Consider the following 24,702-nt stretch of genomic DNA (forward strand, 5'->3'; position numbering starts at 1 on the left):
GCCACCGTTCCACGCGCGGTGGGCTCAATCGCCGCGCGTACTTCGCTCGACTACGACTCGCTGAGCAGGACGGCGATCGTGCCGTCGTCGAGGGCGTCGAAGATGTGCTCGACGTCGCCCGGATAGTTCACATAGTCGCCGGGATTCAGGACGACCGCCGACTCGGTCGGCCCGGCCTTCGCCCGCCCGACGCACACCACGACGTGCTCGACGACGCCGCGCGCATGCGGCTGCGACACCCGAGGCCTCCCCCGGTCGGCGCGGATCAGATAGACGTCGCGCCGCGTTCCGTGGCGCGCCGCCGACAACAGCGTCGCCGTGTAGAAGTCGGCTTCACCAGCGGTGATCGTCGGACCTTCGCCGAGCCGGATCACCTCGACGTTCGGCCGCGGCGCGTCGACGAGCGCGGAGAACTGGATGCCGAGCGCCACGCTGATCGACCACAGGGTCTCGACGCTCGGATTGCCGTCGCCCGACTCCAACTGCGACAGCGTCGACTTGCCGATTCCCGCCCGCCGGGCCAGTTCGGTGATCGACAGCCCCGCCCTGGTCCGTTCGCGCTTCAGCGCCGCGGCGACCAGCTTCTGCGGGTTGGCGTTCGAAATATCGGCCGATCGTCCATCTTGACGAACATCATCCATCGGTCCATCATAATGGTCATGCGTTCATCATGGCGAACATTCGTCCCACGGGAGATCCTCGTCATCGGCGCGTCCATGTGGGTCGTCGGCGTGTCGTACGGCGCGGCCGCCCACGGCATCGGTCTCGCCTGGTGGCAGATCCTCCTGATGTCGTGCGTCGTCCTCGCCGGATCGTCCGAGTTCGTCCTCGTCTCCGTCGTCGCGGCCGGCGGCGTCCCGATCGTCGGCGCCCTCGCCGGGCTGCTGGTCAACGCCCGGAACTTCTCGTACGCACTGTCCATCGGGCGGTTCGTGCGCACCGACAAGACCATCTACGCCGCGGCCCACATCGTGAATGACGAGACGGCCGTCTACTCCGCACCCCATCGTGATCCCGTCGCCGCGCGTCGGGCCTTCCTCGTCTGCGGACTCGCCGTCGTCGTGGCATGGCCGCTCGGCGGCCTCACCGGTGCACTCGTCGGCCAGGTGATCGCCAGTCCCGAGACCCTGGGGTTGGACGCCGCGTTCCCCGCCCTGATGGCCGCGCTCGCCTTGCCCGCCCTGCGCGATCCCGACACGCGCTGGGCGGCCGTGTTCGGCGGAACGATCGCCCTTGCCACGGCCGGATTCGTCACCGCCGGACTGCCGGTGATGCTCGCCCTGCTGGGCATCCCGATCGGCCGGCTCGCCACCCGGCGTCGTCCCGCCGCCGAGCCGATCCCCGAGGAGGTGGACGCATGACCGGATGGCAGTTCGCCGGGGCGCTCGCGCTACTCGCCGCGGGAACCTACGGCATCCGACTCGCCGGCCTTCTCTTGCGCACGCGTGTCACGGTGTCACCGCAGGTCGAAGCGGCCATCGAACGCGCGACGATCGTGTTGCTCATCGCCGTCGCGCTCACCGGAGCGCTCTTCACCGGCGACGAGCTCACCGGTCCGGCCCGCCCGATCGGCGTCGCCGTCGGAGTGGCCGCGGCGTGGTTCAAGGCCCCACTGGTCGTCGTCATCATCGGCGCCGCGGCGACCACCGCCCTGCTCAGGCTGATGGGAGTGGCCTGATCGACGTCTCACTCCACTGCACGTGTCGCGCAAACTGGATCTGCCCCACACCGGTGATTGAGCCGTCGCGAACACGTACGAGACACCTCCCCACCGGTGATTGAGCCGTCGCGAGCGCGAGCGAGTGACGAGTCGAAATCTGGCGACGTGCACGCCACCTATCAGCATGTGGCGACGACGATCGTATTGTTCATCGCCGTCGTGCGACTGGTGCATATGATGTCGCAATGACACGTGCTCCAGGCCTCACGAGCGGCCGGAATCTCAGCTATCTCGCCTTCGCCGCGGTCGTCGTCGTGTACTTGCTAATCCTTCAAGCAGGCGGCCTGCTCATCGGCAAAGCCGCAGGTGAAGACTCAATGGACTCCACGCGCGGCGTCGTCTTCACACTGCTGATCCCGATCGGACTGGCACTCGTCTTCACCTACGGCGTCGTCGCCGCGCTCGGCTGGAATCGACAGGTGCTCACCGACGACCGTCCGGTCAGCCGTTGGGTGTGGGCCGTGCCCGCGATTCTCGGAGGGGCTATCGTCCTCGGAATCGACTACTCCGCCTTGGGCGACAAGGGATGGGGTTACACGCTCGCCTTGCTGATCGCGACGCAGTTCGTCGGTTGGGGAGAAGAAGGGATGTTCCGCGGGATCGGTGTCACCGTGCTTCGCAAGCACGGGATGACCGAAGGTCGCGTCGCGCTCTGGTCGAGCCTGATATTCGGCGTCGTCCATTTGAGCAACATCGTCGGTCACGGAGCTTCCGCCGTGCCGCAAGCGATCATCGTCGGCCTCGCCGGGTACTTCTTCTACTTGACGCGACGGGTATCGGGGTCGAACGCGGTGAACTCTGTACTTCACGGATTGTTCGACTTCGCGTTGCTGAGCGGGACGCTCGGGAGCACGGCCTACCTCGGGACATTCGTTCCGATCCTCGCGTATCCCGTACTCGCGATCCTGCTTCTCGCCCGCCGCCATCGCATCGAACCCGCCACCCCGACACTTGCTTGATCGAGCCTCCGCAACGACGTCACAGACGCTTCAGCACACTCCTGTCCAGCCCCGCACGTCGGTGTGCTCAGACACGCCGAGGTCGAGGTGTCGCCGCGAGCGAGACACCTCCCCACCGGCGATGGGGCCGACAACGGCTCAATCAGCATGCGGCGACAGCACGTGGGTGTGACGACGGTTCTACAGCCTCTTCAACGCGGAGCGGTCGAGTGCGTTCACGTCAGTGTGCCCGGACAGGCCGAGGGTGAGGTCCAGTTCGGCGAGGATGTTCGCCACGGCATCCCGCGCGCCGTCGGCGCCGTTCAACGCGAGGCCGTACATGTGCGGGCGGCCGATGCAGACCGCGTCGGCGCCGAGCGCGAGGGCCTTGAACACGTCGGAGCCGGTGTAGAAGCCTGAGTCGACGAGGATCTTGAGTTGCCCCTTCACGGCGTCGACGATGTCGACGAGCGCGTCGGTGGACGAGATCGATCCGTCCACCTGACGCCCGCCGTGATTGGAGACGACGATCCCGTCGATCCCGAGCTCGACGGCCTTGCGCGCGTCGTCGGGATGCAGGACGCCCTTGAGGACGATCGGAAGGTCGGTCATCTCGCGCAGGGTGAGGATGTCGTCCCAGTCGAGCGACGGTCGCGAGTAGATGTCGAGGAACGTCTCGACCGCGGCCCTCGGCTCGGGGGCGGTGAGGTTCTTCCTCAGATCGCCGGGGACGTTGCGGGCGATGGACAACAGGGTCTTGATCGCCCCGATGCTCACCTCCGGCTTGGCGGCGACCGCGCCCTTGAGACGTTCGGAGACGATCTCCCAGAACGTCGGGTCGGACGTGTACTGGTCGATGCCCTCGGCACGCGCGAACGGCAGCGATCCGAGGTTGAGATCCTGCGGGCGCCAGCCCAGCATCGTGGTGTCCAGGGTGACCACGATGGCCGCCGCACCCATCTTCTCGGCGCGTGAGACGAGGCTGCGGACCAGGCGGTCGTCGGTGGACCAGTACAGCTGGAACCAGCGCGGCGCGCCCTGACGGACCGACTCCATCTCGGCGGCGACGTCCTCCATCGGCGCGCAGCCCTGATTCGAGAAGATGTACGGGAGTCCGAGCTCGGCGGCCGCGTGCCCGATGTGCACGTCGGCCCGGTCGTGGGCGAGGGCTCCGGCCCCGACCGGCGAGAACAAGATCGGCGCGGGCAGCGTCTGACCGAACAACTCGATCTGCAGCGACCGCTCGCTCGTGTCCCGCAGGACGCGGGGGACGATCGCCCACCGGTCGAGTGCGTCGCGGTTGGCCGCCATGGTCCGGCCTTCGCCCGCGCCGCCCGCGATGTACGCCCACCCGCGGGCCGACATGGCCGCCCGCGCACGCTCCTCGAGGGTCGCGAAATCCGTGGGGATGGAGGGACTGCGCCCGTGGATGCCTGCCCGGTAGATCTCGTTCTGCCGTGCGCGGCCGATGCTCGAAGTCATGGCGCCATTGTGGCGCACCGCCTCTCACCAGCCCCGCCGGCTCTGACCCTTGCGCATTTTCCTAAGGAACCCTTAAGGTTCGTATTCTTATGGATAGCCTAACCTTGCTTGCCGCTGGATCGGCGCCCTCGGCCAAACCCGCCTGGCAGATCATGACCACGATCGGCTACTTCGCTGCATTGTCGTTCGCGACCGGCTTGTCCATGACCCTCGCCTACCTGCTGCCCGGACGAGCTCGCGACGGTCGGACCGAGGCGGCACTCCTCGCGCTCGCCCGCCCAGTCGCCGTCCTCACAGCACTCGGTGGATACTTCCAGTACGTCGCGCGGGTCGCCAAGTCGGACGTCGACGCCTCCTGGCTGCAGGCCGCGACGTTCACCCACGCGGGCGACTACCTCTCACTGCCGAAGGCCGAGGGCACGTGGATCGCGGCAGGCGTCATGGGCACCCTCCAGTTCGTGACGTTCATCGTGCTCGCCGCGATCGTCTGGAACATCCGTCGCGGACAGCGCGTCGCCGTCGCCGGGTTCTGGACGGCGATCCTCGCCGCGGCGATGCCGAGCCTCACCCTCACGCTCACGACGGCCGACCTGGACACCGTCGCCGACCGCGAACTCAAGCTGACGCACATCCTGGCCACCGACATCTGGGTGGGCGGCCTTGTCGTCCTCGCCGCCGCGGGTGTCATCGCTGCACGTCGTCGTCTCGATGCCGACGCGGCCACCGATGAGGCAGGCGCATGGGAGCAGATGTGGTCGCGGTTCAGCATCTGGGCGATGGGCGCGGTCATCGCGATCGCCGTGTCGGGCATCTGGCTCACCTGGGTGCACCTCGGCTCGTTCGGCCAGTTCGTCACCACGTCGTACGGCCGATTCCTGCTGATCAAGCTGATCCTGGTCGCCCTCATGGTGGGAGCAGGAGCCTACAACGCGCTCGTCCTGATCCCGCGGATCCGGCGCGCGCGAGCGGCAGGCGACGACCGGACCTTCACCCGGCTCGCCCTGCACCACTTCCCGCGCATCGTGATCGCCGAGTCGGTCGCGGCGTTCGCGGTGCTGGTGATCGTCCCGTTCCTCGCCGGCTCGGCGCGCAAGCAGGACGGCCAGGCCGACGCAGGCCCCTTCGACTGGGGCACCTTCGGCCTGGGCTTCGCGCTCATCGCCCTCGCCGTCGCAGGCTGCTCGGCGACCGTCCGCGGCATCGAACGCCGCGACGCGTCACTCGCGGACGAGGAAGAAGTAGAAGTGCCGGTCGCGCACCAGTGAGGTGCTGCCGTTCATGATCCCCATCAGCGTGTTCTCGTCGACCCGCTTGAAGTGGTCGAAGACCGGCTGACCGTCGTACACCATCGTCGCCGTCACCTCACCGCGGAACTCCACGTTCCAGAGGCTGGCGGCACCCTTGCCGATCTCCAGATTCGAGTACAGTTCACCGTCCGCGTTCCGGCACACCATCGGTGCGACGTCGTACCGTCCGCGCAGCCACTTCCCGTGCCAACCGACCGTCGCCAGGCTGCCGTCGAGCGCATGCCCCGACGGGAGCTCGCCGCCGCGGTAGTCGCCGAGGATCTCGTCGATCGCGACCGTCGGCAACGCCGCCCAGATCGCGTCGAGCTCCGCCGGGTCGCTGGGCTCCTGCGACGCCGCGCGACGATGGAAGTCCGCGACCGCGTCCCGCTCCGTAAGTTCACTCATGCTCGCATCTTATGACGACAAGCACTCAGTCGACCACCAGTCCGCCGAGAATCGTGTTCGCATAGATCTCACCGATCTGCCGCGGCGTCATCGGACCGTCGAGGTCGAGCCAGACGTGCGTCCACGCACCCATGCCGATCACGCCGAACGCCACGAGCCGAGGGCTGCCCTCCCGACGGAACACACCCAGCTCCATGCCCTGCTCGATCACATCGACGAAGAAGCCCTCGAACTCGTCGCGCTTGCGCTGGATCTCCGTGAAGAGCTCGCCTTCGAGAAACCGCCGCTCCTGCATGAAGACCGTGATCTCGGACTTGTACATCGACATCGGCTCCAGCAACGCCTCGACGATCAGCCCTCGCAGCTTCTCGACGGGCGTCGCGTCGGGAACGTTGACGACCGCCCTCGCACGGCCGACCTGATAGTTGATGAACTCGTCGTGGACCCGCTTGAGCAGGTCCTCCTTGCTGCCGAAATGGTGATAGAAGGCGCCCTTCGTGAGCCCGGCGTCTTCGACGATCGCCTGCACCGACGTGGCCGCGTACCCGCGACGTTCGAACAGTCGAACCCCACTCGCGAGCAGTTGGGCTCGAGCACCCTCCGGATCGCGCGTCCGCTTGGTGCGAACCCCTTCACGAGCCTCCATCAGAACCACCTCTCCCACCCGGACATACCAACCGGTACGTTAGCAGACCGGTCAGGCGATCAGATCATGAGTGAAGAACTTCCTCCGCGCGTAGGCCAGTACGTGCGTCTGATCGCTCGCCCCGCCGTCGACCACCGCACCGACCACAACCGTGTGGTCACCGGCCTCGATCAGCTGCTCCACACGACACATCGCGTGCGCCGCCGCGGTGTCGACGAGAACCGGGCCGCCGATCCCGTCCTCCGCGACCGCCACCTTCAGCCCGTCGAACTTGTCGTCGGCCTTCTTGGCGAACCGCATGGCGACGTCCTCATTGCCGCGCGCGACGTAGTTGACGGTGAACGACCCCGATTCGCGGACCGCACGCAACGTGTTGGATCCGTGATCGAGGCAGACCAGCAGCAGTGGCGGCTCCAGCGATGCCGAGCAGACCGCAGTCATGGTCAACCCCTGATGTCTGCCGTCGGTCCCGGTCGACGTGACGATCGTCGTCGGTCCGGGCGCCGCGGCCATGATGTCCTTGAAAACGTCCTGATCGATCATTTCCCTGCTCCTGATGAAACCGAGTCGGCGACCCGGGGGCGCGATGTGGAACGTCCAGCGGCTCGAATCGAGTCGCGAACGCCGTCGTGGAAAGAACTCGACGCCTGAGCCCACGACTCGTAGCCGAGGACCGCGTCGAAACCGCTCTCGTCCGAGAGACGGACCGTGCGCTTGACGTCTGCGGCGAGGCCCGGGTGGAGCCGGGCCACGAGGTGCGCGGTGTCGAGAGCCTCCGCGAGCGGATCCTCGGCGTAGACGTCTGCCAGACCGTGAGCGTGCGCGTCCTGCCCGACGACGGTGTCGCCGCGCAGGACCAACCGCATCGCCCGCCCCGCGCCGATGCGCTGGGTGAGGAAATGCGTGCACCCGCCGCCCGGATGGAGTCCGATGCGGGAGAACGTGATCCCGAACTTGGCTCCGGGACCCGCGACCACGATGTCGCACACCAGCGCGAGATTGGCTCCCGCACCGATCGCGTGACCGTCGACGGCTGCGATCGTCGGGAACGGCAGGTCCCGAACCCAGAGGAAGCTCCGGTAGTACGAGAGTTCGCTCTCGCGCGTCTCGGCAGGCCCCTGGCCCTCATGGAAGATCGCATTGAGGTCGGCACCGGCGCAGAACGCCGTGCCCGCACCCGTCACGACGAGCGCTCTGGCTTCGGGGTCGCCGCGCACCTCGTCGGCCAGCGCGATCAGCTCGTCGCGCATCTCCGGCCCGATCGCATTGCGTTTGTCCGGATCGTCGAGCGTCAGGACCCGCACTCCGTCGTCGTGTCGCTCCAGGCGGAGCGTGGTGTAGGCGGTCACCGGGACGCCGGGCGGACGGCGATGGTCTCGATCTGCACGCGGCAGTCGGATGCGATCCCGAGGACGAAGGTGTTGCGCGCGGGGTACGGCCCGTCGCCGAACATCGACTTGTAGGCTCCGACGAACTCCATCCGGTACTCCTCCTCCTGGAGGAAGCACGTCGTCTTGACGATGTCCGAGCGGCTCAGGCCCGCCTCGGCGAGGATCGCGTCGATGTTGTCGAAGCACGCGGCCACCTCGTCGGCGATCGTCACGGCCGACGCACGTCGTTTCATGGTCGTGTCGTCGATCGCGAGGCCGGGAGCGAAGACGAGTTCGTCGGTTCCGGTGCCCGACGAGAGCCCCGCGGCGGTGAAGTCGCCGACGGATTCCGGGTTGTAGTACTCGATCATGAGACTCTCCTGATGTGTGAAGGGATGGTCGGCGGGTCAGGCGTCGCGGAGGTCCACGCGCCTGGTGTCGCCGAGGAGGTGGGCACAGAGTGCGGAGATCACGCACAGCGCGGCGATCATCGCGGACACCGCACCGACGCCGGGGCCTCCGGGCACGATGAACGTGGTCGCGATCAGCGGGCCGAGACCGCCGCCGATCATGCCGCCGATCTGATAGCAGACCGACACTCCCGTGTAGCGGGTAGACGTGGGGAACAACTCCGCAAGGAGCGCGGGAACGGGACTGTTGGCCGACGCGTTCAGCAGCGTCATGCTGACGAAGTAGGCGAGCACGATCAGCGCGAAGCTGCCCGAGGTGACCAGCGGGAACAGTACGAACACCCACGCCGCGGTGAGGAGCGCCGAGGTGATGTAGACGGGCCTGCGCCCGATCCGGTCGGACAGCATCGCGAACGCCGGAATCGTGATCAGCATGCCCGCTGTGCCGATCATCATTCCGTTGAGCAGCGACTGCCGCTCGATGCCGTACTCCTTGCTCGCATAGGCGACGAGCATCGTCGTCGCCACCGTGTACGCCATGAACGGGCCGACGTAGAGGAAGGTGCCGAGCAGAACCTGGCGCGGACGGTCGCGCAGCACCGCGACCAGCGGGATCCGACGGTCGGCGTTCGCGGCGAGCTTCGCGTCCTCGGCGACCGGGCTCTCCTCGATGCCGATCCGGATGTACACGCCGAGGGCCACCATGACGACGGTCGCGATGAACGGCAGACGCCAGCCCCAGGCCAGAAAGTCGTCCTGATCCAGCGCACCGAGCGCGGCGAAGGCGGCGAACGACAGCAGCAGTCCCGCCGACATGCCGATCTGGGTGGCGCTGCCGAGCAGGCCCCGCCGCTTCGTGTCGGCGTGCTCGACGGCCATCAGCGCGGCGCCGCCCCACTCGCCGCCGACCGCGACGCCCTGCAGGAGCCGCAGCGCCACGAGCAGGACCGGAGCGAGGAGCCCTATCTGCGCGTGGCTCGGCAGCAGACCGATGAGCAGCGTCGACGCGCCCATCAGGCCGAGTGTCCACAGCAGCATCGACTTGCGACCGAGTCGGTCGCCGAGGTGGCCGAAGAGGACGCCGCCGAGCGGTCTGGCGAGGTAGCCGACCGCGAGTGTGCCGAAGGAGGCGATCACCCCGAGCGCGCCGTCGGTGTTCGGGAAGAACACCTTCGGAAACACGAGGCTCGCGGCCGTCGCATAGATGAGGAAGTCGTAGTACTCGATGACGCTGCCCACCGCGCTGGCGATGAACACGCGCCTGCGCAGGCTGCTCCGCGCGCCGACAGCGGCGAGGGCAGCGGGGTCGTCGATGGTGGTCATGGATCTCTCCAGGGAGTCAGTCGGGGAGGATGAGGTCGAACGGCCGGTTGTAGAGGATGTCCTCGAGCACGGCCCGCTCGATCGGGAGCGGCATCGCGAGATCGGCGATGCCGAGGAAGTCGGTCGCCGCCTGCCGCGGTTCGAACGACGGGAAGTCGGAGCCGAACACGAGCCTGTCGGTCACGTGGCCTTCGACGGCGAGACGGAGCCCGTTGTAGAGCTGCCACGGTTTGACGGTGAGGGTCGAGATGTCGGCGAAGACGTTGCGGTTCTTCATCATCACTTCGACCGTCTCGTTCATCCACGGCTTGCCGAAGTGGGCGAGCAGGATCTTGGTGTCGCGGAACTCGCGCGCCACCTTGTCGATCATGCTCGGGTAGGCGTGCTCGAGGCAGCCGTCGGGGGGCGAAGACGCTCGCCTGGTGGAACATCAGGAATATCCCCAGGTCGGCGGCGGCGCGGTACACCTCGTACGCCTCGTCGGAGTGCGGGTGGAATCCCTGGTAGGGCGGTGACAGTTTGACGCCGTGCAGTCCCCATTCGGCGACCGCGCGACGCAGTTCGTCGGCCGCGCCGGGCCGCGTCGGGTCGACGCTCCCGACACCGATCGCCCGTTCCCTGTTCTCGTGGAGGTAGCCGCCGACGTAGTCGTTCGGCACGTCCATCCCCATGGCGTCGATCTGCAGTCCCAGCACGAGGAACTTGTCGACGTCGGCGGCCTCCATCGCGCGAGCATGCTCGGCGAGGTCGGCTTCGCCGAAGGCCGGCCTGCCGACGAGTTCGGTACCGCGGTCGGTCCAGACCGGACCGCAGTGGCACAGCTCGAAGACATGGGTGTGCCAGTCGGCGAACGGGCGATCGGGTGCGGTCATCGGATCAGGCGGCCGGTCGACGCGCGATGACGTCGATCTCCACGCGGCAGTCGCCGGCGATGCCGACGGCGACGGTGGTGCGAGCGGGGTACGGACCCTCACCGAACTTCTCCTTGTACGCGGTCCAGAACTCCTGGCGGTACGAGTCGTCGGTCAGGTAGCAGGTGCTCTTGACGACGTCCTTCAAGGTGCAGCCCGCCTCGGCGAGGATCGCCTCGATCTCCTCGAGCGCGATCCGCGTCTCGTCGGCGATGGTGTCCGCCTCCGCCTTGCGGGTGAGGGTGGTCAGGTCGAGGGCCATGCCGCCGGCGAACACGAAGTCGCGGGTGGCGACGCCGGGGTTCATGCCGAACGTCGGGTACAGGCCGTCACCGGGGTTGATGTACTGAGTCATCGTCAATTCGTCCTTACTTCGAGTGGGGATGGATGTCAGTCGTCGCCGAGTGCACGCAGAACGGGAGCGATGTGCTCGGCGAAGAGCTCCATCGAGCCGTCGACGGCGTCGTGATCGATGCCGGGGGTGCCCATCTGCAACAGCCAGTTCTGGATGCCGTGCGACGTGGTCATGCGCACCATGCGCTCCTTGACCGACTCGACGGATCCGATGAACAGGTGGTCGCGGTCCATGAGGAACTGCCACGGGTCCTCGATGGTCTCGGGGTCGAAGTCGGCGGGATCCTCGTGGGCGTCGAGGAAGACGCCGATGCCGCGGACGCGGCAGAGGAAGGTGAAGAAGTCGGTGACTCCCTTCTCGCACACCCGGCGGGCCTCCTCATCGGTCTCCGCGACGAAGGCGAGACGGAGGACCGAGACGCCGTCGCCGTAGGTCGGGCGCACGCCGTCCGCCTTCTCCCGCTCGTCCTGATAGAGCTTCAGCAGGTTGTGCAGGACGTCGCCGGTCGGATACCAGGTGATCGGCGTGGTCCCTCGGTGCGCGGCGCGAGTGAAGCCCTCGACGGACTCGGTGACCGCGAACAGCGGCGGGGTGGGCTGCTGGTACGGCTTCGGTGTGATCCCGAAGGCCACGAGCTTGCCCTCCTCGTTCACCCAGCCCACCGGCGGCTTCGCACCGGGCGCAGCGATGAAGCGGGCGCCGGGGACGGGGAGCGTGTAGCGCTTGCCTTCGTGAGAGAACTGATCTTCGGTCCACAGTCGCGTGACGATCTCGTAGTTCTCGTCGAAGATCTCGTAGCTGTTGTCGCTGCCGTCCCAGCGGCTGGCGGCCGGGTTGAGGTTGAGCACCTCGATCGGCAGGATGCCGCGTCCGAAGGCCACGTCGAGACGTCCGCCGCTGAAGTGGTCGACGAGGGCGATGTCCTCGGCGACGCGGACCGGATGCCACAGTGTCAGCGAGACCGCCGCCATGCCGAATCGGATGTTCTTCGTGCGGGCCGCGAGATCGGTCGCGAGCATGAGCGGATTCGGGAGGGCATCCGTACCGTCGGTGTCGAAGTGATGCTCGCCGAACCAGACTCGGTCGTAACCGAGTTCGTCGGCGAGCACCACGTGACGCCGCGTGACGTCGAGGACGTCGTGCCAGTCCTTACCCTCCCGGTTGGTCAGGGCATGCAGGATGTCCAGTTTCATTTCTCACTCCAGATGTTTCGAGGTTGTCCGAGCGGACTTACAAACCGACTAGTTGGTATCTAACTCGATGCTGGAGCATGTGTCAAGGCTCACGCGAACCAGGTTGAGTGACCCAGCGCGCAGCATCCGCAATACACCCCAACGTAGCCGAATATATTCAATATGCAAGAGGTCAACCGAAGGATCGGCCGCCGCAGCAGTAGACGACCTGACCGGTGACGTATGCCGATGCCGCGCCGTCCGCGAGCCACGCGACGGTCGCCGCGATGTCTCCGGGGTCACCCGCGCGCCCGAGCGGAACCTTGTCGATGATCCGCTGCCGCACCTGCTCGGGCATGGCGTCTGTCATCGCCGTGGCGATGAAGCCCGGCGCGACGGCGTTCACCCGCAGCCTCGGCGCCAACGACAACGCCATCGCACGCGTGAGCCCGACGACGCCGCCCTTGGACACCGCGTAGTTGAACTGGCCGACGTTGCCCAGTTGCGCCCGGGAACTGATGTTGACGATCGCGCCGCCGTCGACGATCCGCTCGGCGAGCGCCGAGATCAGCTCGTACTGCGCGCCCAGGTTCACCCGGGTGACGAACCGGAAGCCGTCCTCGGTCATCTTCGCGATGAGCGAGTCGCGCGTGACGCCCGCGTTGTTGACGAGCACGGCGGGCGGCTCCCCCGCGTCGTCGAGGGCCGCGAGTACGCTCGCCCGCCCCCGATCCGACGCTATGTCGGCGGCCACCCCGATCCCGCCGAGGCGTTCGGCCGCCTCCGCGACGGCCGGATCGAGGTCCACCAGGACCGACCGATGACCCGCCCGCGCGAGCCGATCGGCGATCTCGAATCCGATTCCACGGGCCGCGCCCGTGACGATGGCGAGTGTCATGGCAGTGCCGCTCCCAAGTGCTCCGAGCCGAGCATGAACGGCTGACCGTTCGACGCCCGAGTGGTCAACAGATTCTTCGCAGCCTCGGCGACCCGCGCGTCGTCGACGCCGTCGCCCACGGCGATCACCGATGCGTAGCCGTCGAACCGCGCTCGCTCGAACGCGAGCGCCCGCGCCCCGGCGAGCAGACCGTCGGCCACCGCGGAGTCGAGCGGCGCGGCTCGCCCGAGCAGTGCACTGGTGGTCACGACGTACAGGATCGGGCCGTTCTCCACGACCTCCGGCTGCGTGAGCCGGAAGACCTCCGCGAGCTCGGCCTCCGTGTCGTCCCACGTCGCGAGCGGTCCGTCGGCGACGAACACCAGGCCCGCCCCCTCATCCGGAACCACTGCGGCGAGCGCCGTCGCCAGTCCCGGGTCCGCGCATCGCACTCTCATGCGTCGGCCCTCCTTCTCATCAGGGCGACCATCTCGCCGTCTTGCACCACCTCGCCGCGCTGCGTGAGCACCTCCACGCGCTGCACCATCACGCCGCGGTCGGGCGTGGACGTCTCGATGAGTTCGGTGACCGTGTTGCGCACACGGATGGTGTCGCCGATGAACACCGGCCGCCGGAACTTCCAGGTGCGGATCTCGGCGAAGGCGATCAGCGTCTCGTCGAATATCCCGAGACGGCCACGCAGTCCGGTGACCATCGACAGAATCAACGCACCATGGACGATCCGTTGCCCGAAGTCGCTCCGCTCCATCAGTTCCGCGTCCGTGTGCAGGACATGGAAGTCGCCGGACACACCGGCGAAGTTGACGACGTCGGCCTCGGTCACGGTGCGTCCGACGGTGTCGAACGACATGCCGACCTCGGCGTCGTCGAACCACAGGGGTTGCATCTCAGTTCCTCTCTCACATTTTTACGTACCAAGTAGTATGTAACTGTGGCACACTGACACCGCAAGTGCGCAAGAATGGCGGACTTTCAATACCGGTTGGTATCTACATGCAGGAGAAGGAGCCCTGATGAGAAGCTCGAGACTGGTGCCGCCCACCACCTCGGACCCGCACGCGCACGACGAGTTGCGCGCCCGGGTCCGCGCCTTCCTGGCCGACGAGTTCGAGTCGGGAGCCATCGAACCCGTCGTCGACTGCTGGCTCACCGGATGGGACGAGGACTTCAGCCGCAGGCTCGCCGCGCGGGGGTGGCTCGGCATGACGATCCCCGTCGACTACGGCGGGCATGACCGCGGGCACGTCGAACGATTCGTCGTCACCGAAGAACTCCTCGCCGCGGGCGCGCCCGTCGCCGCACATTGGATCGCCGACCGGCAGATCGCACCGTCGCTGCTGAAGTTCGGCACCGACATGCAGAAGCGATCCCTGCTGCCCGGCATCGCGGCGGGCGAGATCTTCTTCGGGATCGGCATGAGCGAACCCGACTCGGGCAGCGACCTCGCAAGCGTCCGCACTCGAGGCGTACGCGTGGACGGCGGCTGGCGGATCACCGGCGCGAAGGTCTGGACGTCGGGGGCCCATCACGCCCACTACTTCATCTGCCTGGCGCGCACCGAGGCCCGCGACGACGCCCACCGCCACGCCGGGCTCTCCCAGTTCATCGTCGACCTCCACGCCGACGGCGTCCAGGTGAACCCGATCGAGTCGATGAACGGCGGCAGGCACTTCAACGAGGTCGTGCTCGACGACGTCTTCGTTCCCGACGAGATGGTCTTCGGGCAGATCGGCCAGGGCTGGACCCAGGTGACATCGGAGCTCTCGTTCGAGCGCAGCGGCCCCGAGCGATTCCTGTCGACGATGCCCCTGCTCACCGAGCTCGCCGCCTCCCCCGACCTCGTCGAATCGTCGTCGAGCACATTCGGCCGGGACGTGGCCCGCATCGCTGGACTGCACCAGATGTCGACCGCGGTGGCCGGGGCACTCGCCCGTCACGAGCCCGCCGACGTTCCCGCCGCCGTCGTGAAGGTGCTCGGCACCGCACTCGAAGGCGACGTCGCCGACCATGTGGACCTGATGGTCGGATCCGAGACCGGCGACCGGAGCCTCGACGAACTCGTCGCCGTCGCCACCGACCAACGCCCGGGGTTCACCCTCCGCGGCGGAACCAACGAGATTCTGCGCGGTGTGATCGCGCGGGGACTGGGAATGCGCTGATGACAACCACTCCGGCCGCCGTCACCGAGGTCGACTCGGACCTCCAGGCCATGCTCGCCGACGTGTTCACCGCCCACCGCGACGCTCTCGCCGAAGCGCCGCGGACCGTCACCTGGGACGACGACCTCTGGGCGACGCTCACCGAACTCGGTCTGACCCGTCTCACCGGGTCGGACGACGCGGGCGGCAGTGGGGCCGGATGGACCGAGGCCGCCGAACTCCTCCGAGCGGCCGCTGCGGCAGGGGTGCCGACGCCGTACGTCGAGCACGACCTCCTCGCGGGATGGCTCCTCGAAACCGCGGGCCTGCCCGTCGACGACGCGCGGCGCACCGCGGCCGTCGTCGACGCCGACGGCGTGGCGCACGGAGTCGGCTGGGCCGACTCGGCCGACAAGATCGTCGTCGTCCACCGATCCGGCGATGGGTGGACGGTGAGCGATGTCGACTGTTCGAACATCCGAGTGACGGCAGGCGTCAACCGGGCGGGCGAGCCGCGCGCCCGGATCGTGGTCGACACGTCGACGCTGGCCGGAACCCCGGTGGACGCGGCGATTCCGGACCTGTTCCGCCTCCGCGGCGCCCTGGCCCGCGGCATCCAGGTCAGCGGTGCGCTGGAGTCGATCCTGCGCCTGTCGGTGGAGCACACGACTGCGCGCGTGCAGTTCGGCCGTCCGCTGTCCCGATTCCAGGCCGTCCAGAATGCGGTCTCCGACATCGCCGCCGAAGCCGCCCTGGCTCGGACCGTCACCGAAGGCGCCGTCGTCGAGGCCGTCGCCTCATCGTGGGGCGGCTCGACCGCGTTCAAGGTCGCCGTCGCCCGCTCGTGTGTGGGGCACGCGGCCTCTGTCGCCGTCCGAGCCGGACATCAAGTGCACGGCGCGATCGGCACCACCCGCGAGCACCGCCTCCACGAGTTCACGCGCCCGGCCCTCGCCTGGCGAAGCGAGTTCGGATCGGTCTCGTCGTGGGATCGCGTCGTCGCCGACGCCGCTCTCGGCGCCGGCCCGGACGGATTGTGGGCCCTGATCACCAGCTGACGCCGCACGTTCTCTGGGTACGCACCTCACCCCGGGATGTGCAGCGCACAAGAAACGGACGGGAAGTGCCCCGATAGCGGAACGGATGGGGCGGCCGCCCGAGGAACAGACGAAGAGCCCCGCCGAACCGGCGGGGCTCTCGTCGTGGGGCGTGCTGGTCAGCCGAACCAGGAGGGGACGGCTTCTTCCAGGACGTCGACCTGCGGAAGCTCATGGCCCATGCGGTCGCGTTTGGTCCGGAGATAGGTGATGTTGTCGTCGTTCGGGTAGGTGTACAGCGGAATCCGATTCGCCACCGGCAGGCCCGCTGCGGCGACACCGTCCACCTTGCTCGGGTTGTTGGTCAGCAGGAGCACGGACTCCACACCGAGGTCCCGCAGGATGTGCGCGGCGGCACCGTACTCGCGGCTGACGACGGGCAGCCCGAGGTCGAGGTTCGCGTCGACGGTGTCGCGGCCGCTGTCCTGCAGGCCGTACGCGGAGAGCTTGGCGCCGAGGCCGATGCCGCGACCCTCGTGTCCGCGCAGATAGACGACCACTCCGCGGCCCTCGCGAGCGATCCGCCGCAACGACTCCTCCAACTGCGGGCCGCAGTCGCACCGACGTGAGCCGAAGACGTCTCCGGTCAGGCACTCCGAGTGCACACGCGTCAGCACCGGTTCGACGCCGGTGATGTCGCCGCGGACGAGCGCCACGTGCTCGACGCCGTCGTGTGCGGACCGGTACGCGAATGCGGTGAACTCGCCCGCCGCCGTCGGCATGCGGGTCACGGCCAGTCGCTCGACCAGAGTCTCCGTCCGCTTGCGGTACCGCACCAACTGCTCGATCGAGATCATCGACAGCCCGTGTTCATCGGCGAACTCGCGCAGCTGGGGCGCACGCTTCATCGTGCCGTCGTCGTTGACGACCTCGACGAGCACACCGACCGGCGTGAGGCCCGCGGCGCGCGCCAGGTCGACTCCTGCCTCGGTGTGGCCGCGGCGGACGAGGACGCCGCCCTCCCGGTAACGGAGCGGAAACACGTGGCCGGGGCGGTTGAAGTCGCCCGGAGACGCCGACGGATTCGCCAGCATCCGCGCGGTGCACGCCCGGTCGGCGGCCGAGATGCCCGTCGTGGTGCCGACAGCGGCATCGACGGACACCGTGTACGCGGTACGCATCGGGTCCTGGTTCTCCGGGGTCATCAGACCGATGTCGAGACGGTCGAGCAGTTCACCCGGCATGGGGACACAGATGACGCCGCTGGAGTAGCGGATGGTGAAGGCCATCAACTCCGGCGTCGCCTTCTCCGCGGCGAAGATGATGTCACCCTCGTTCTCGCGGTCCTCGTCGTCGACCACGACCACCGGTCGCCCGGCCGCGATGTCGGCGATCGCGCGTTCCACGTCGTCGAGGCGGATCGTGTCGCTCATGGGATTCTCCTTCAGTGGTTGTGGTCGGCGGCCGGTCAGCCGTCGAATCGTTCGAGGTCAGGGTTGTTCGAGGATCTACAGTCGTTCGAGGATCAGGGCGTTGGCCTGGCCGCCCGCTTCGCAGACCGTCTGCAGCCCGAACGTGCCGCCGGTGTCTTCCAACGCGTGCAGCATCGTCGTGAAGAGTCGGCACCCTGTCGCGCCGAGCGGATGGCCGAGCGCGATCGCCCCGCCCCGCGGATTCAGCTTGTCTGGGTCGGCGTCGAGGTCGGCCCGCCAGGCCAGCGGGACCGGCGCGAACGCCTCGTTCACCTCGTAGTGATCGATGTCGTCGATCGTCAGTCCGGTCCGAGCCAGCACCTTGCGGGTGGCCGGGATCGGCGCGGTCAGCATCATCAGCGGATCGTCGGCGACGACCGACATGCCGCGCACGGTCGCACGTGCGGGCAGTCCGAGTCTGCGGGCGGCGTCGGCGCTCGCGATCAGCACGGCCGACGCTCCGTCGGTGAGCTGCGACGAACTGCCTGCCGTCACCCTCCAGTCGATCTCGGGGAAGCGTTCTGCGTACTCGTCGGTGCGGAACACCGTCGCGAGTGTCGCGAGCTTGGCGGGTGCGGTGCCCGGCCGGATCGTCTCATCTCGCGCGACGACGGTACCGTCACCGCTGGTGATCGGCAGGATCTCCCGGTCGAAGCCGCCGGTGCGGGCGGTCTCGTCGGCGAGCCGATGCGAGCGGGCGGCGAACTCGTCGAGCTCGGCCCGCGACTGCCCCCACTTGTCGGCGATGAGTTCGGCGGCCACGCCCTGCGGGACGAGGCCCGGGGCGTACCTGTCGACGACGGACGGCCCGAAGATGTCCGCGCCTTGCCGGTTCGATCCCATCGGCACCCGCGACATCGACTCGACGCCCGCGGCGACCACCACGTCGTACTGCCCGGACATCACTCCCTGCACGGCGAAGGCGATCGCCTGCTGACCGGAACCGCACTTGCGTTCCACAGTCACCGACGGGACGTGCTCGGGCAGCCCGGCCGCCAGCCACGCCATCCGACCCACCGTGTTCGACTGCTCCGACGACTGCGAGACGCAGCCGACGATCACGTCGTCGACGAGTCCCGGGTCGATCCCGGTCCGCTCGATCAGGCCCGTGAGGACCTGGGCGAGCAGCTCCACCGGATGCAGCCCGGCCAACGCTCCGTCGGCGCGGGCGCGCCCCATCGGCGACCGGACGGCTCCGGCGACGACAGCGGCGGGGAGTGGTGTGTTCATTTTCGCGGATCGTCCTTGTCGGCGGGTCACCAGCGGGTGACGACGAGTTTCTGGTCGGTGAAGAAGTCGAGCGGGGCGGCGCCGCACACATGGGAGTCGCCGTAGAAGGACGTGCCGTAGCCGCCCATCGTGATGAACGCCGCCGGGCCGGGGAAGGTGTTGACGCCGACGTTGCCCGCGCGGACCCTCCGCTCGTACTCGGCCGCCACGGCGCCCGTTCGGGTGAAGATGGACGCCGCGTTCCCGAAGTCGGTGTTGTTCGAGAGCGCGATCGCGGCGGCGAGGTCGGGCACCCGATGGATCACGAGGACCGGGCCGAAGAGCTCTGCCGCCTCCAGGTCGCTTCCGGGTTCGAGACCCTCGATGAGGGTCGGTCCGAGGAAGTAGCCGCCCGCGGTGTCCTGCCCGACGGGGATCACGTCTCGCCCGTCACGATGGAACGTCGCGCCCTGGTCCTGCGCCGCGGCGAGGAACTGCAGAAGACGATCGCGGCTGCCTGCACTGATCACCGGGCCCATCGTGACGCCCTCGACGGCGCCGTCACCGGTCACGATCGCGTCGATCGCGGTGGTCAGGGCGGGCAGGAGCTTGTCGTAGACGTCGCCGATGACGACGAGCCGGTCGCCCGCGAGACACCGTTGCCCGGCCATGCCGTACGCCGACATGATGATGCCGTTCACCGCGACGTCGATGTCGGCGTCCTCGGCGATCACGATCGGGTTCTTGGCGCCGCCGTTGGCCTGCACGCGCTTGCCCGCTTGCGCGGCAGCGGCGTAGATCGCCTTCGCGGTCGGCGACGACGTGATGCACGAGACCGCTTGTACGGACGGATGCGCAATCATGTGTTTGACGATGTCGGCGTGCCCGTGGACGAGGTTGAGAACACCCTTGGGCAGTGCGTCCTGGATGAGTCCGAGCACGGTCGTCGACGCGATCGGGTCGGCCTCGGACGCCTTGATGATCAGCGTGTTTCCGGTGACCAGTGCCCAGCTCGTGAACTGCACGGTGTTCATCACCGGGAAGTTCGACGGCGTCACCGCGAGGCAGACGCCGAGCGATTCGCGGACGCGGCGGGCGTCGAGTCCGGGCGCGATGGAGATCGAATCGGCGTGGTAGATCATCGGCGCGGCGATCGCCGTGTCGAGGAAGTCCATCGCGCGCACCACCTCTCCTCGCGCGTCCTCGAGGGTCTTGCCGTGGTCGCGGTTGGTGGTCGCGGCGATGAGCTCGATGTTCTCGTCGAGGATCGCGCGGACCTTGATCAGATGAGCGACGCGTCGCGGCAGCGACAGTCCGCTCCAGTCGTCGAACGCGGCCTCCGCCGCGGCGACGGCCGCGTCGGCATCGGCGATCGACGACGCCCGGAGTGTGTCGATGAGGGCTCCGGTGGTCGGGTTGTAGACGTCGATCGTCTCGTCGCCGGTACCGGTGGCGAACTCGCCGCCGATGATGTTGCGGGCGGCGGTGCCGATCTCGAATGCTGTGGTGGTCACGTCGTGTCCTTCGTCTGCGCTGGTTCTTCAAGTGGGTTTCTGGTGATCTGTACCGGTCAGGCGTGCGCGCCGATCGGGGCGCCGTGCCGGACGCCGAGGTCTCCCCCGACATCGTGCGCCTGCAATCGAGGGAGCACATCGCGCGCGATGAGGTCGAAGTTCCGCGCGGCGACCTCCGGCGACATGCCGCCGAACGACGGCGCCAGCAGGACGCCGCCTGCGTCGAGCCGCTCCGTGTATTCGAGCACCCGCTCGACGACCTGGTCGGGAGTTCCCCAGACCTGCAGGTCGGCGAGGAAGTCGCAGAAGCCGTCCAGACCGTGCTTGGCGATGTTGCGCGCCATGCCCGCGTAGTACTCGTAGCCTTCGATCTCGGCGAACCCGATGTTGTCGAACTCGTAGTGCTCGACGGTCGACTCCGCGTAGCGCCGCAGGTACACCTCGCGCATCTGCCGGGCCTCGGCTTCGGTCTCGCCGACGCCGGTGAAGACGCAGATGATCGGCTTGGGCGCCTCTGCGCCGTTCAGTTCGAGGTACCGCTGCCGGTAGGCGCGCATCTCCTCTTCGGCCTTGGGCCACGGCTTCTGCGCGATGACCATCAGACCGACGCCCATCGACGCCATCAGGTCCATCGACGCGGGCGAGACCGCAGAGGCGAACGTCCGGCCGCGGAACGTCGCATAGGGCGACGGCCGCAGGTCCATCGCGGGTTGCTTGTAGAGCTCGCCGTCGTGGGAGATGACGCCGCTCTCGAGCCCGGTCAGAATCGCCTCGGAGTACTCGGTGAAGAGGCGGCGCGACTGGCCCATGTCCAGGCGGAAGCCGTCGAACTCGACACGTCCGAGTCCGCGGCCGACGCCGAGGATCGAGCGACCCTCCGACAGATGATCGAGGAGGATGAAGTTCTCGGCGGTGCGCACCGGGTCCTGCCACGGCAGCACCTGGACCATCGTGCCGAGGTTGATGCGCTCGGTGCGTCCGGCCAGCCACGACAGGAACTGTGGCACGTCGGGCGTCATCCCGTACGAGGTGAAGTGATGCTCGGGGGTCCACACGGAGTCGAATCCGGCGGGTTCGGCCCGCAGCGCGAGCTCCTTCTCGGCCGCGAACGCGGCGGCGTCCGGCAGTGCGCGATCCAGGTTCTGGAATACGAGTGTCACGCCTGTGTGCACGCCACTCCTCCTTCGATGACTTCGCGGCACTCACCACGTGAGTACCGACTAGTTGGTATGTAAATGATGGTACAGGTCACACCACGGATTGACCAGAGTCCCCGGTGACCCGGACGGCCCCTCCCGATCCCTGGGGTCAGCAGCGGCCGAGAATCAGCGCGGCGACCTTCTCGCCGACCGCCATCGCCGCGGCCTGGGTGTTGCATGACACCACTTCCGGGAACACCGATGCATCGGCGACCCGGACCCCGTCGACACCGCGGACCTTCAGGTCCGGGCCGACGACCGCAGCGTCGTCCGAGCCCATCCGGGCCGTTCCACTCAGGTGGAAGAAGCTGCTCACCCCGTCGGCGATCAACGATTCGAGACCCGCACGGTCGCGGGCCAGCCAATCGCTCGCGTCGCAGCGGCCGCCCCATGCGGAGAACGCTCCGGTCGCGAACAGGCGATCCGCGAGTTCCACTCCGGCGACGGCCGCGTCGACGTCCGCCCGCTCGGACAGGTACCGGGGATCGATGAGCGGCGGCGCGAAGGGATCCGCGGACGCCAGCCTGATCGTGCCGCGAGCCTGCGGCCGCATCAGGCCGATGCCGAAGGTGAACGCCTGCCCCGCAGGCTCCTGCGCGGCCGTGTGATAGTCGACCTGCACATTGCAGATCTGCAGGTCCGGACGACCCGGCCCGCCGTCGAGCGTGGTGAACAGCGTCGACTCCGCGAAATTGCCGCTCGGCGGCGGAAGCGCGACATCGGTCCGCACCCGGACACCGGCGAGCAGAATGTGGTCCTGCAGATTCGCTCCGACCTCGTCGGACTCGGCGACCACCTCGATCCCCAGCTTCTCCAGATCGGCGACCGGACCGATGCCCGACCCGAGCAGCAGACGCGCCGTGGCGACGGCGCCCGCCGACAACACAGTCTCGCGACCGGCGCGGACCGTGTGCCCGACACCGTCCACGAGATAGTCGACGCCGACGCATCTCGTGCCGTCGAATACCAGGCTGGCGGCCTGTGCACCGGTGACGACTGTCAGGTTGGGCCGGTCCATCGCGGGCCGCAGGTACGCGGTCGCCGAACTCTGTCTGCGATGGCCGGAATCGATGAGGAGGTCGTGCAGAGCGGCGCCGCGCAGATCGCCGTCGTTGAGGTCCGCCGCGCGCGGCAGTCCCGCGTGAACGGCGGCCTCGACGTGCGCGATCGACAGCGGATGCGGGTCGACGATCGGCCGCGGACGCAACGGTCCGCCCCGCCCCCGGAACGCCGGATCGCCGTCCGGGACGTCCTCGGTGAGTTTGTGGAACGGAAGCATCGCGTCCCATCCCCAACCGTCCGCGCCGAGTTGCGCCCAACGGTCGTAGTCGTCGCGGTGACCACGCAGGTGCGCCATCACGTTGATCGATCCGCTGCCACCGAGGATGCGGCCGCGCGGCGCGGGCACCGTGCGCCCGAGAACGCTCTGCGGGACCGTCTCCGCGGCCCAGTCGGCGTCGGATCCGAGCATCGTCGGCCAGGCTTCGGGCGTCTGGACGTCGGGGCGACGTTCATCGCCGCCGGCCTCCAGTAGGACTACCGTCGCCGACGGGTCCTCACTGAGCCGCGCGGCGACGATCGCACCCGCCGCACCGCCGCCCACGACCACGAAATCAGGGTTCGAGTCGGTCACGCTTGTCTCCACATCATTGGTTGGGGCTCTCGGGGCGCCTGCCTGTTCGGCCTGCGCCCCGAGAGGTTCGGATGTCAGCCGAGGTCGACGACGACGGTCTTGGTCTCGAGGTAGTCCTCGAGGCTCTCGCGGCACGTCTCGCGACCCCAGCCCGACTGCTTGTAGCCGCCGAACGGCAGCGCCGGGTCCACCGGTTGGTAGGTGTTGATCCACACCTGGCCCGACTCGATGCCGGCCGCCATGCGGTGTGCGCGCGAGATGTCCTGCGTCCACACGGCCGAGCCGAGGCCGTAGTCGGAGTCGTTGGACATCGCCAGCACCTCCTCCTCGGTGTCGAAGGGGATCACCGACACCACCGGGCCGAAGATCTCCTCACGGTTGATCCGCGAATCCGGAGCCACCCCGGTCAGGACGGTCGGCTTCACGAAGTAGCCGCTGTCGCCGTGCACTTCGCCGCCCGCGACGACTGTCGCGCCCTCGGCACGGGCCAACTCGAAGTACGAGGCCACCTTGTCGCGATGCGTCGCCGACACCAGCGGCCCCATCTCGCTGTCCGCCTCGGATGCCGGCCCCACCTTGATCTCGTTCGCACGCGCGGCGAGACCGTCGACCACCTGCTGGTAGACGCCTCGCTGAACGTACAACCGGGAACCGGCGATGCAGCTCTCTCCCGCGCCGGCGAAGATCGCCATCCCGGCGGTCGGAATCGCCTTGGCGAGGTTCGCGTCGTCGAAGACGATGTTCGGCGACTTGCCTCCCAGTTCCAGCGAGACGCGCTTGAGGGTGTCCGCGGCCGCGCGGATGATCGCCTTGCCGGTCGGCACCGATCCGGTGAAGGTCACCTTCGCGACGTCCGGATGCGCGGTCAGTGCGGCGCCGACAGTGCTGCCGAGACCCGAGACGACGTTGAACACGCCGTCCGGGATGCCTGCCTCCTGGCAGAGTTTCGCGAGCACCGACGTCGACAGCGGTGTGATCTCGGCGGGCTTCGCCACCATGACGCAGCCGGTGGCAAGCGCGGGCGCCAGCTTCTTGACCAGCATCATCAGCGGGATGTTCCACGGCGTGATCGCCGCGACGACGCCGACCGGCTCCTTGAGCGTGTAGGCGTGGAACGGCCCGCCGCCGAAGCTCTGCGGGAACGACGGCGAGATCGTGTCGCCGTTGATCTTGGTGGCCCAGCCCGCGTAGTACCGCAGTATCGAGATCGAGAACGCGATGTCGACGTAGCGGGCCTCCGCGAACGGCATGCCGACGTCGAGCGAGTCGATGCGCGCGAGTTCGTCGGCGTTCTCCTCGATGAGGTCGGCGAGCCTGTTGATCAGGCGCGAACGCTCGGCCGGATTCGACGCCCGCCATACCGGGAACGCGGCCTTGGCGGCGGCGACGGCACGGTCGACGTCGGCGGCGTCGCCCGCGGGGACACGGCCGATGATCTCACCGGTGGCCGGATCCTCGACGTCGAGCGTCGCCCCCGAGGCCGCGGGCACCCATTGGCCGCCGATGAACATGTTCTCCGACAGTGCGACGGATGCCCTGAGGTCCTCGGGCACCGCGGTCTGCGTGGTGGTCATGTGTTCT

26 protein-coding genes and 1 pseudogene are annotated in these 24,702 nt (G+C 68.1%); 6 read left to right on the plus strand and 21 right to left on the minus strand.

Annotated elements, in window-relative coordinates; translation table 11 throughout:
* Positions 1-50: 50 nt before the first annotated feature.
* Positions 51-641, minus strand: a complete 591-nt coding sequence (locus GYB83_RS10345) for a helix-turn-helix domain-containing protein (protein ID WP_161895400.1) — start codon at positions 639-641, stop codon at positions 51-53.
* Between the two features lie 18 nt (positions 642-659).
* Here GYB83_RS10345 and GYB83_RS10350 point away from each other — a divergent pair, with 18 nt between their 5' ends.
* The 3 genes from GYB83_RS10350 (at position 660) to GYB83_RS10360 (ending at position 2,679) form a co-directional block, all read left to right on the plus strand.
* Positions 660-1,361, plus strand: a complete 702-nt coding sequence (locus GYB83_RS10350) for an AzlC family ABC transporter permease (protein ID WP_161895401.1) — start codon at positions 660-662, stop codon at positions 1,359-1,361.
* On the plus strand, positions 1,358-1,678 hold the full coding sequence (locus tag GYB83_RS10355; protein ID WP_161895402.1) for an AzlD domain-containing protein: 321 nt from the start codon (positions 1,358-1,360) through the stop codon (positions 1,676-1,678). Before GYB83_RS10350 ends, GYB83_RS10355 begins: the two co-directional genes overlap by 4 nt.
* Before the next feature lie 227 nt (positions 1,679-1,905).
* Entirely contained in the window at positions 1,906-2,679 is a 774-nt protein-coding gene (locus tag GYB83_RS10360) for a CPBP family intramembrane glutamic endopeptidase (protein ID WP_161895403.1), read from the plus strand.
* A 180-nt stretch (positions 2,680-2,859) separates the two neighbouring features.
* Here GYB83_RS10360 and GYB83_RS10365 read toward each other — a convergent pair whose 3' ends face one another.
* Positions 2,860-4,140: an alpha-hydroxy-acid oxidizing protein gene (locus tag GYB83_RS10365; RefSeq protein ID WP_161895404.1), complete on the minus strand. Its 1,281-nt coding sequence runs from the start codon at positions 4,138-4,140 to the stop codon at positions 2,860-2,862.
* 152 nt (positions 4,141-4,292) lie between these two features.
* Between GYB83_RS10365 and GYB83_RS10370 the strand changes: the two genes are divergently transcribed.
* The gene (locus tag GYB83_RS10370; protein WP_228461372.1) at positions 4,293-5,405 is read left to right on the plus strand and encodes a CopD family protein; all 1,113 of its coding nucleotides are present in this window, start codon (positions 4,293-4,295) and stop codon (positions 5,403-5,405) included.
* On the opposite strand, the gene GYB83_RS10375 is transcribed toward GYB83_RS10370, so the two are convergent.
* From GYB83_RS10375 to GYB83_RS10430, 13 genes and pseudogenes are all read right to left on the minus strand, one after another.
* Positions 5,358-5,834 carry a DUF4334 domain-containing protein gene (locus GYB83_RS10375; RefSeq protein WP_161895406.1) on the minus strand — a complete coding sequence of 159 codons (477 nt, stop codon included), beginning with the start codon at positions 5,832-5,834 and terminating at the stop codon, positions 5,358-5,360. The two genes, GYB83_RS10370 and GYB83_RS10375, sit on opposite strands and share 48 nt — an antisense overlap.
* 25 nt (positions 5,835-5,859) lie before the next feature.
* Positions 5,860-6,480, minus strand: coding sequence for a TetR/AcrR family transcriptional regulator (locus GYB83_RS10380; protein WP_161895407.1), 621 nt, complete (start codon positions 6,478-6,480; stop codon positions 5,860-5,862).
* A 51-nt stretch (positions 6,481-6,531) separates the two neighbouring features.
* On the minus strand, positions 6,532-7,023 hold the full coding sequence (locus GYB83_RS10385; protein WP_161895408.1) for a flavin reductase family protein: 492 nt from the start codon (positions 7,021-7,023) through the stop codon (positions 6,532-6,534).
* Positions 7,020-7,829, minus strand: a complete 810-nt coding sequence (locus tag GYB83_RS10390; RefSeq protein ID WP_161895409.1) for an enoyl-CoA hydratase-related protein — start codon at positions 7,827-7,829, stop codon at positions 7,020-7,022. Before GYB83_RS10390 ends, GYB83_RS10385 begins: the two co-directional genes overlap by 4 nt.
* On the minus strand, positions 7,826-8,221 hold the full coding sequence (locus GYB83_RS10395; RefSeq protein WP_161895410.1) for a RidA family protein: 396 nt from the start codon (positions 8,219-8,221) through the stop codon (positions 7,826-7,828). The genes GYB83_RS10390 and GYB83_RS10395 overlap by 4 nt, the downstream gene beginning before the upstream one ends.
* 36 nt (positions 8,222-8,257) lie before the next feature.
* Positions 8,258-9,583, minus strand: a complete 1,326-nt coding sequence (locus GYB83_RS10400) for an MFS transporter (RefSeq protein WP_161895411.1) — start codon at positions 9,581-9,583, stop codon at positions 8,258-8,260.
* Positions 9,584-9,599: 16 nt separating this feature from the next.
* On the minus strand, positions 9,600-9,953 hold the full coding sequence (locus GYB83_RS23875; protein ID WP_267130324.1) for an amidohydrolase family protein: 354 nt from the start codon (positions 9,951-9,953) through the stop codon (positions 9,600-9,602).
* 79 nt (positions 9,954-10,032) lie between these two features.
* Positions 10,033-10,455 (minus strand): annotated as a pseudogene (locus GYB83_RS23880) (amidohydrolase family protein); the annotation flags it as partial.
* Positions 10,456-10,459: 4 nt separating this feature from the next.
* A complete protein-coding gene (locus GYB83_RS10410; protein ID WP_161895412.1) occupies positions 10,460-10,849 on the minus strand; it encodes a RidA family protein in 390 nt (129 codons plus the stop codon).
* A gap of 35 nt (positions 10,850-10,884) precedes the next feature.
* Positions 10,885-12,042, minus strand: a complete 1,158-nt coding sequence (locus tag GYB83_RS10415) for an LLM class flavin-dependent oxidoreductase (RefSeq protein WP_161895413.1) — start codon at positions 12,040-12,042, stop codon at positions 10,885-10,887.
* 172 nt (positions 12,043-12,214) lie between these two features.
* Positions 12,215-12,919: an SDR family oxidoreductase gene (locus tag GYB83_RS10420; protein ID WP_161895414.1), complete on the minus strand. Its 705-nt coding sequence runs from the start codon at positions 12,917-12,919 to the stop codon at positions 12,215-12,217.
* Complete coding sequence (locus tag GYB83_RS10425) at positions 12,916-13,356, minus strand: hypothetical protein (RefSeq protein WP_161895415.1); 441 nt, start codon at positions 13,354-13,356, stop codon at positions 12,916-12,918. Before GYB83_RS10425 ends, GYB83_RS10420 begins: the two co-directional genes overlap by 4 nt.
* Positions 13,353-13,805 carry a MaoC/PaaZ C-terminal domain-containing protein gene (locus tag GYB83_RS10430; protein WP_161895416.1) on the minus strand — a complete coding sequence of 151 codons (453 nt, stop codon included), beginning with the start codon at positions 13,803-13,805 and terminating at the stop codon, positions 13,353-13,355. Before GYB83_RS10430 ends, GYB83_RS10425 begins: the two co-directional genes overlap by 4 nt.
* Positions 13,806-13,932: 127 nt before the next feature.
* On the opposite strand from GYB83_RS10430, the gene GYB83_RS10435 reads away from it, so the two are divergent.
* Positions 13,933-15,078: an acyl-CoA dehydrogenase family protein gene (locus GYB83_RS10435; RefSeq protein ID WP_161895417.1), complete on the plus strand. Its 1,146-nt coding sequence runs from the start codon at positions 13,933-13,935 to the stop codon at positions 15,076-15,078.
* Complete coding sequence (locus tag GYB83_RS10440; protein ID WP_228461374.1) at positions 15,078-16,115, plus strand: acyl-CoA dehydrogenase family protein; 1,038 nt, start codon at positions 15,078-15,080, stop codon at positions 16,113-16,115. The genes GYB83_RS10435 and GYB83_RS10440 overlap by 1 nt, the downstream gene beginning before the upstream one ends.
* 158 nt (positions 16,116-16,273) lie before the next feature.
* Here GYB83_RS10440 and GYB83_RS10445 read toward each other — a convergent pair whose 3' ends face one another.
* The 6 genes from GYB83_RS10445 to GYB83_RS10470 form a co-directional block, all read right to left on the minus strand.
* Entirely contained in the window at positions 16,274-17,527 is a 1,254-nt protein-coding gene (locus GYB83_RS10445) for a bifunctional 3,4-dihydroxy-2-butanone-4-phosphate synthase/GTP cyclohydrolase II (protein WP_161895418.1), read from the minus strand.
* A gap of 75 nt (positions 17,528-17,602) precedes the next feature.
* Positions 17,603-18,796: a thiolase family protein gene (locus GYB83_RS10450; RefSeq protein ID WP_161895419.1), complete on the minus strand. Its 1,194-nt coding sequence runs from the start codon at positions 18,794-18,796 to the stop codon at positions 17,603-17,605.
* A 26-nt stretch (positions 18,797-18,822) separates the two neighbouring features.
* Positions 18,823-20,289 (minus strand): aldehyde dehydrogenase family protein, encoded by a 1,467-nt coding sequence (locus tag GYB83_RS10455; RefSeq protein ID WP_228461376.1) that lies wholly within the window; start codon positions 20,287-20,289, stop codon positions 18,823-18,825.
* A gap of 56 nt (positions 20,290-20,345) precedes the next feature.
* Entirely contained in the window at positions 20,346-21,461 is a 1,116-nt protein-coding gene (locus GYB83_RS10460) for an LLM class flavin-dependent oxidoreductase (RefSeq protein WP_161895420.1), read from the minus strand.
* A gap of 136 nt (positions 21,462-21,597) precedes the next feature.
* On the minus strand, positions 21,598-23,121 hold the full coding sequence (locus GYB83_RS10465; RefSeq protein WP_161895421.1) for a GMC family oxidoreductase: 1,524 nt from the start codon (positions 23,119-23,121) through the stop codon (positions 21,598-21,600).
* Positions 23,122-23,195: 74 nt separating this feature from the next.
* Positions 23,196-24,695: an aldehyde dehydrogenase family protein gene (locus tag GYB83_RS10470; protein WP_161895422.1), complete on the minus strand. Its 1,500-nt coding sequence runs from the start codon at positions 24,693-24,695 to the stop codon at positions 23,196-23,198.
* Between the last annotated feature and the right edge of the window lie 7 nt (positions 24,696-24,702).

It is taken from the genome of Gordonia spumicola (assembly GCF_009932475.1).
In the GTDB taxonomy this organism is placed as follows: domain Bacteria; phylum Actinomycetota; class Actinomycetes; order Mycobacteriales; family Mycobacteriaceae; genus Gordonia; species Gordonia spumicola.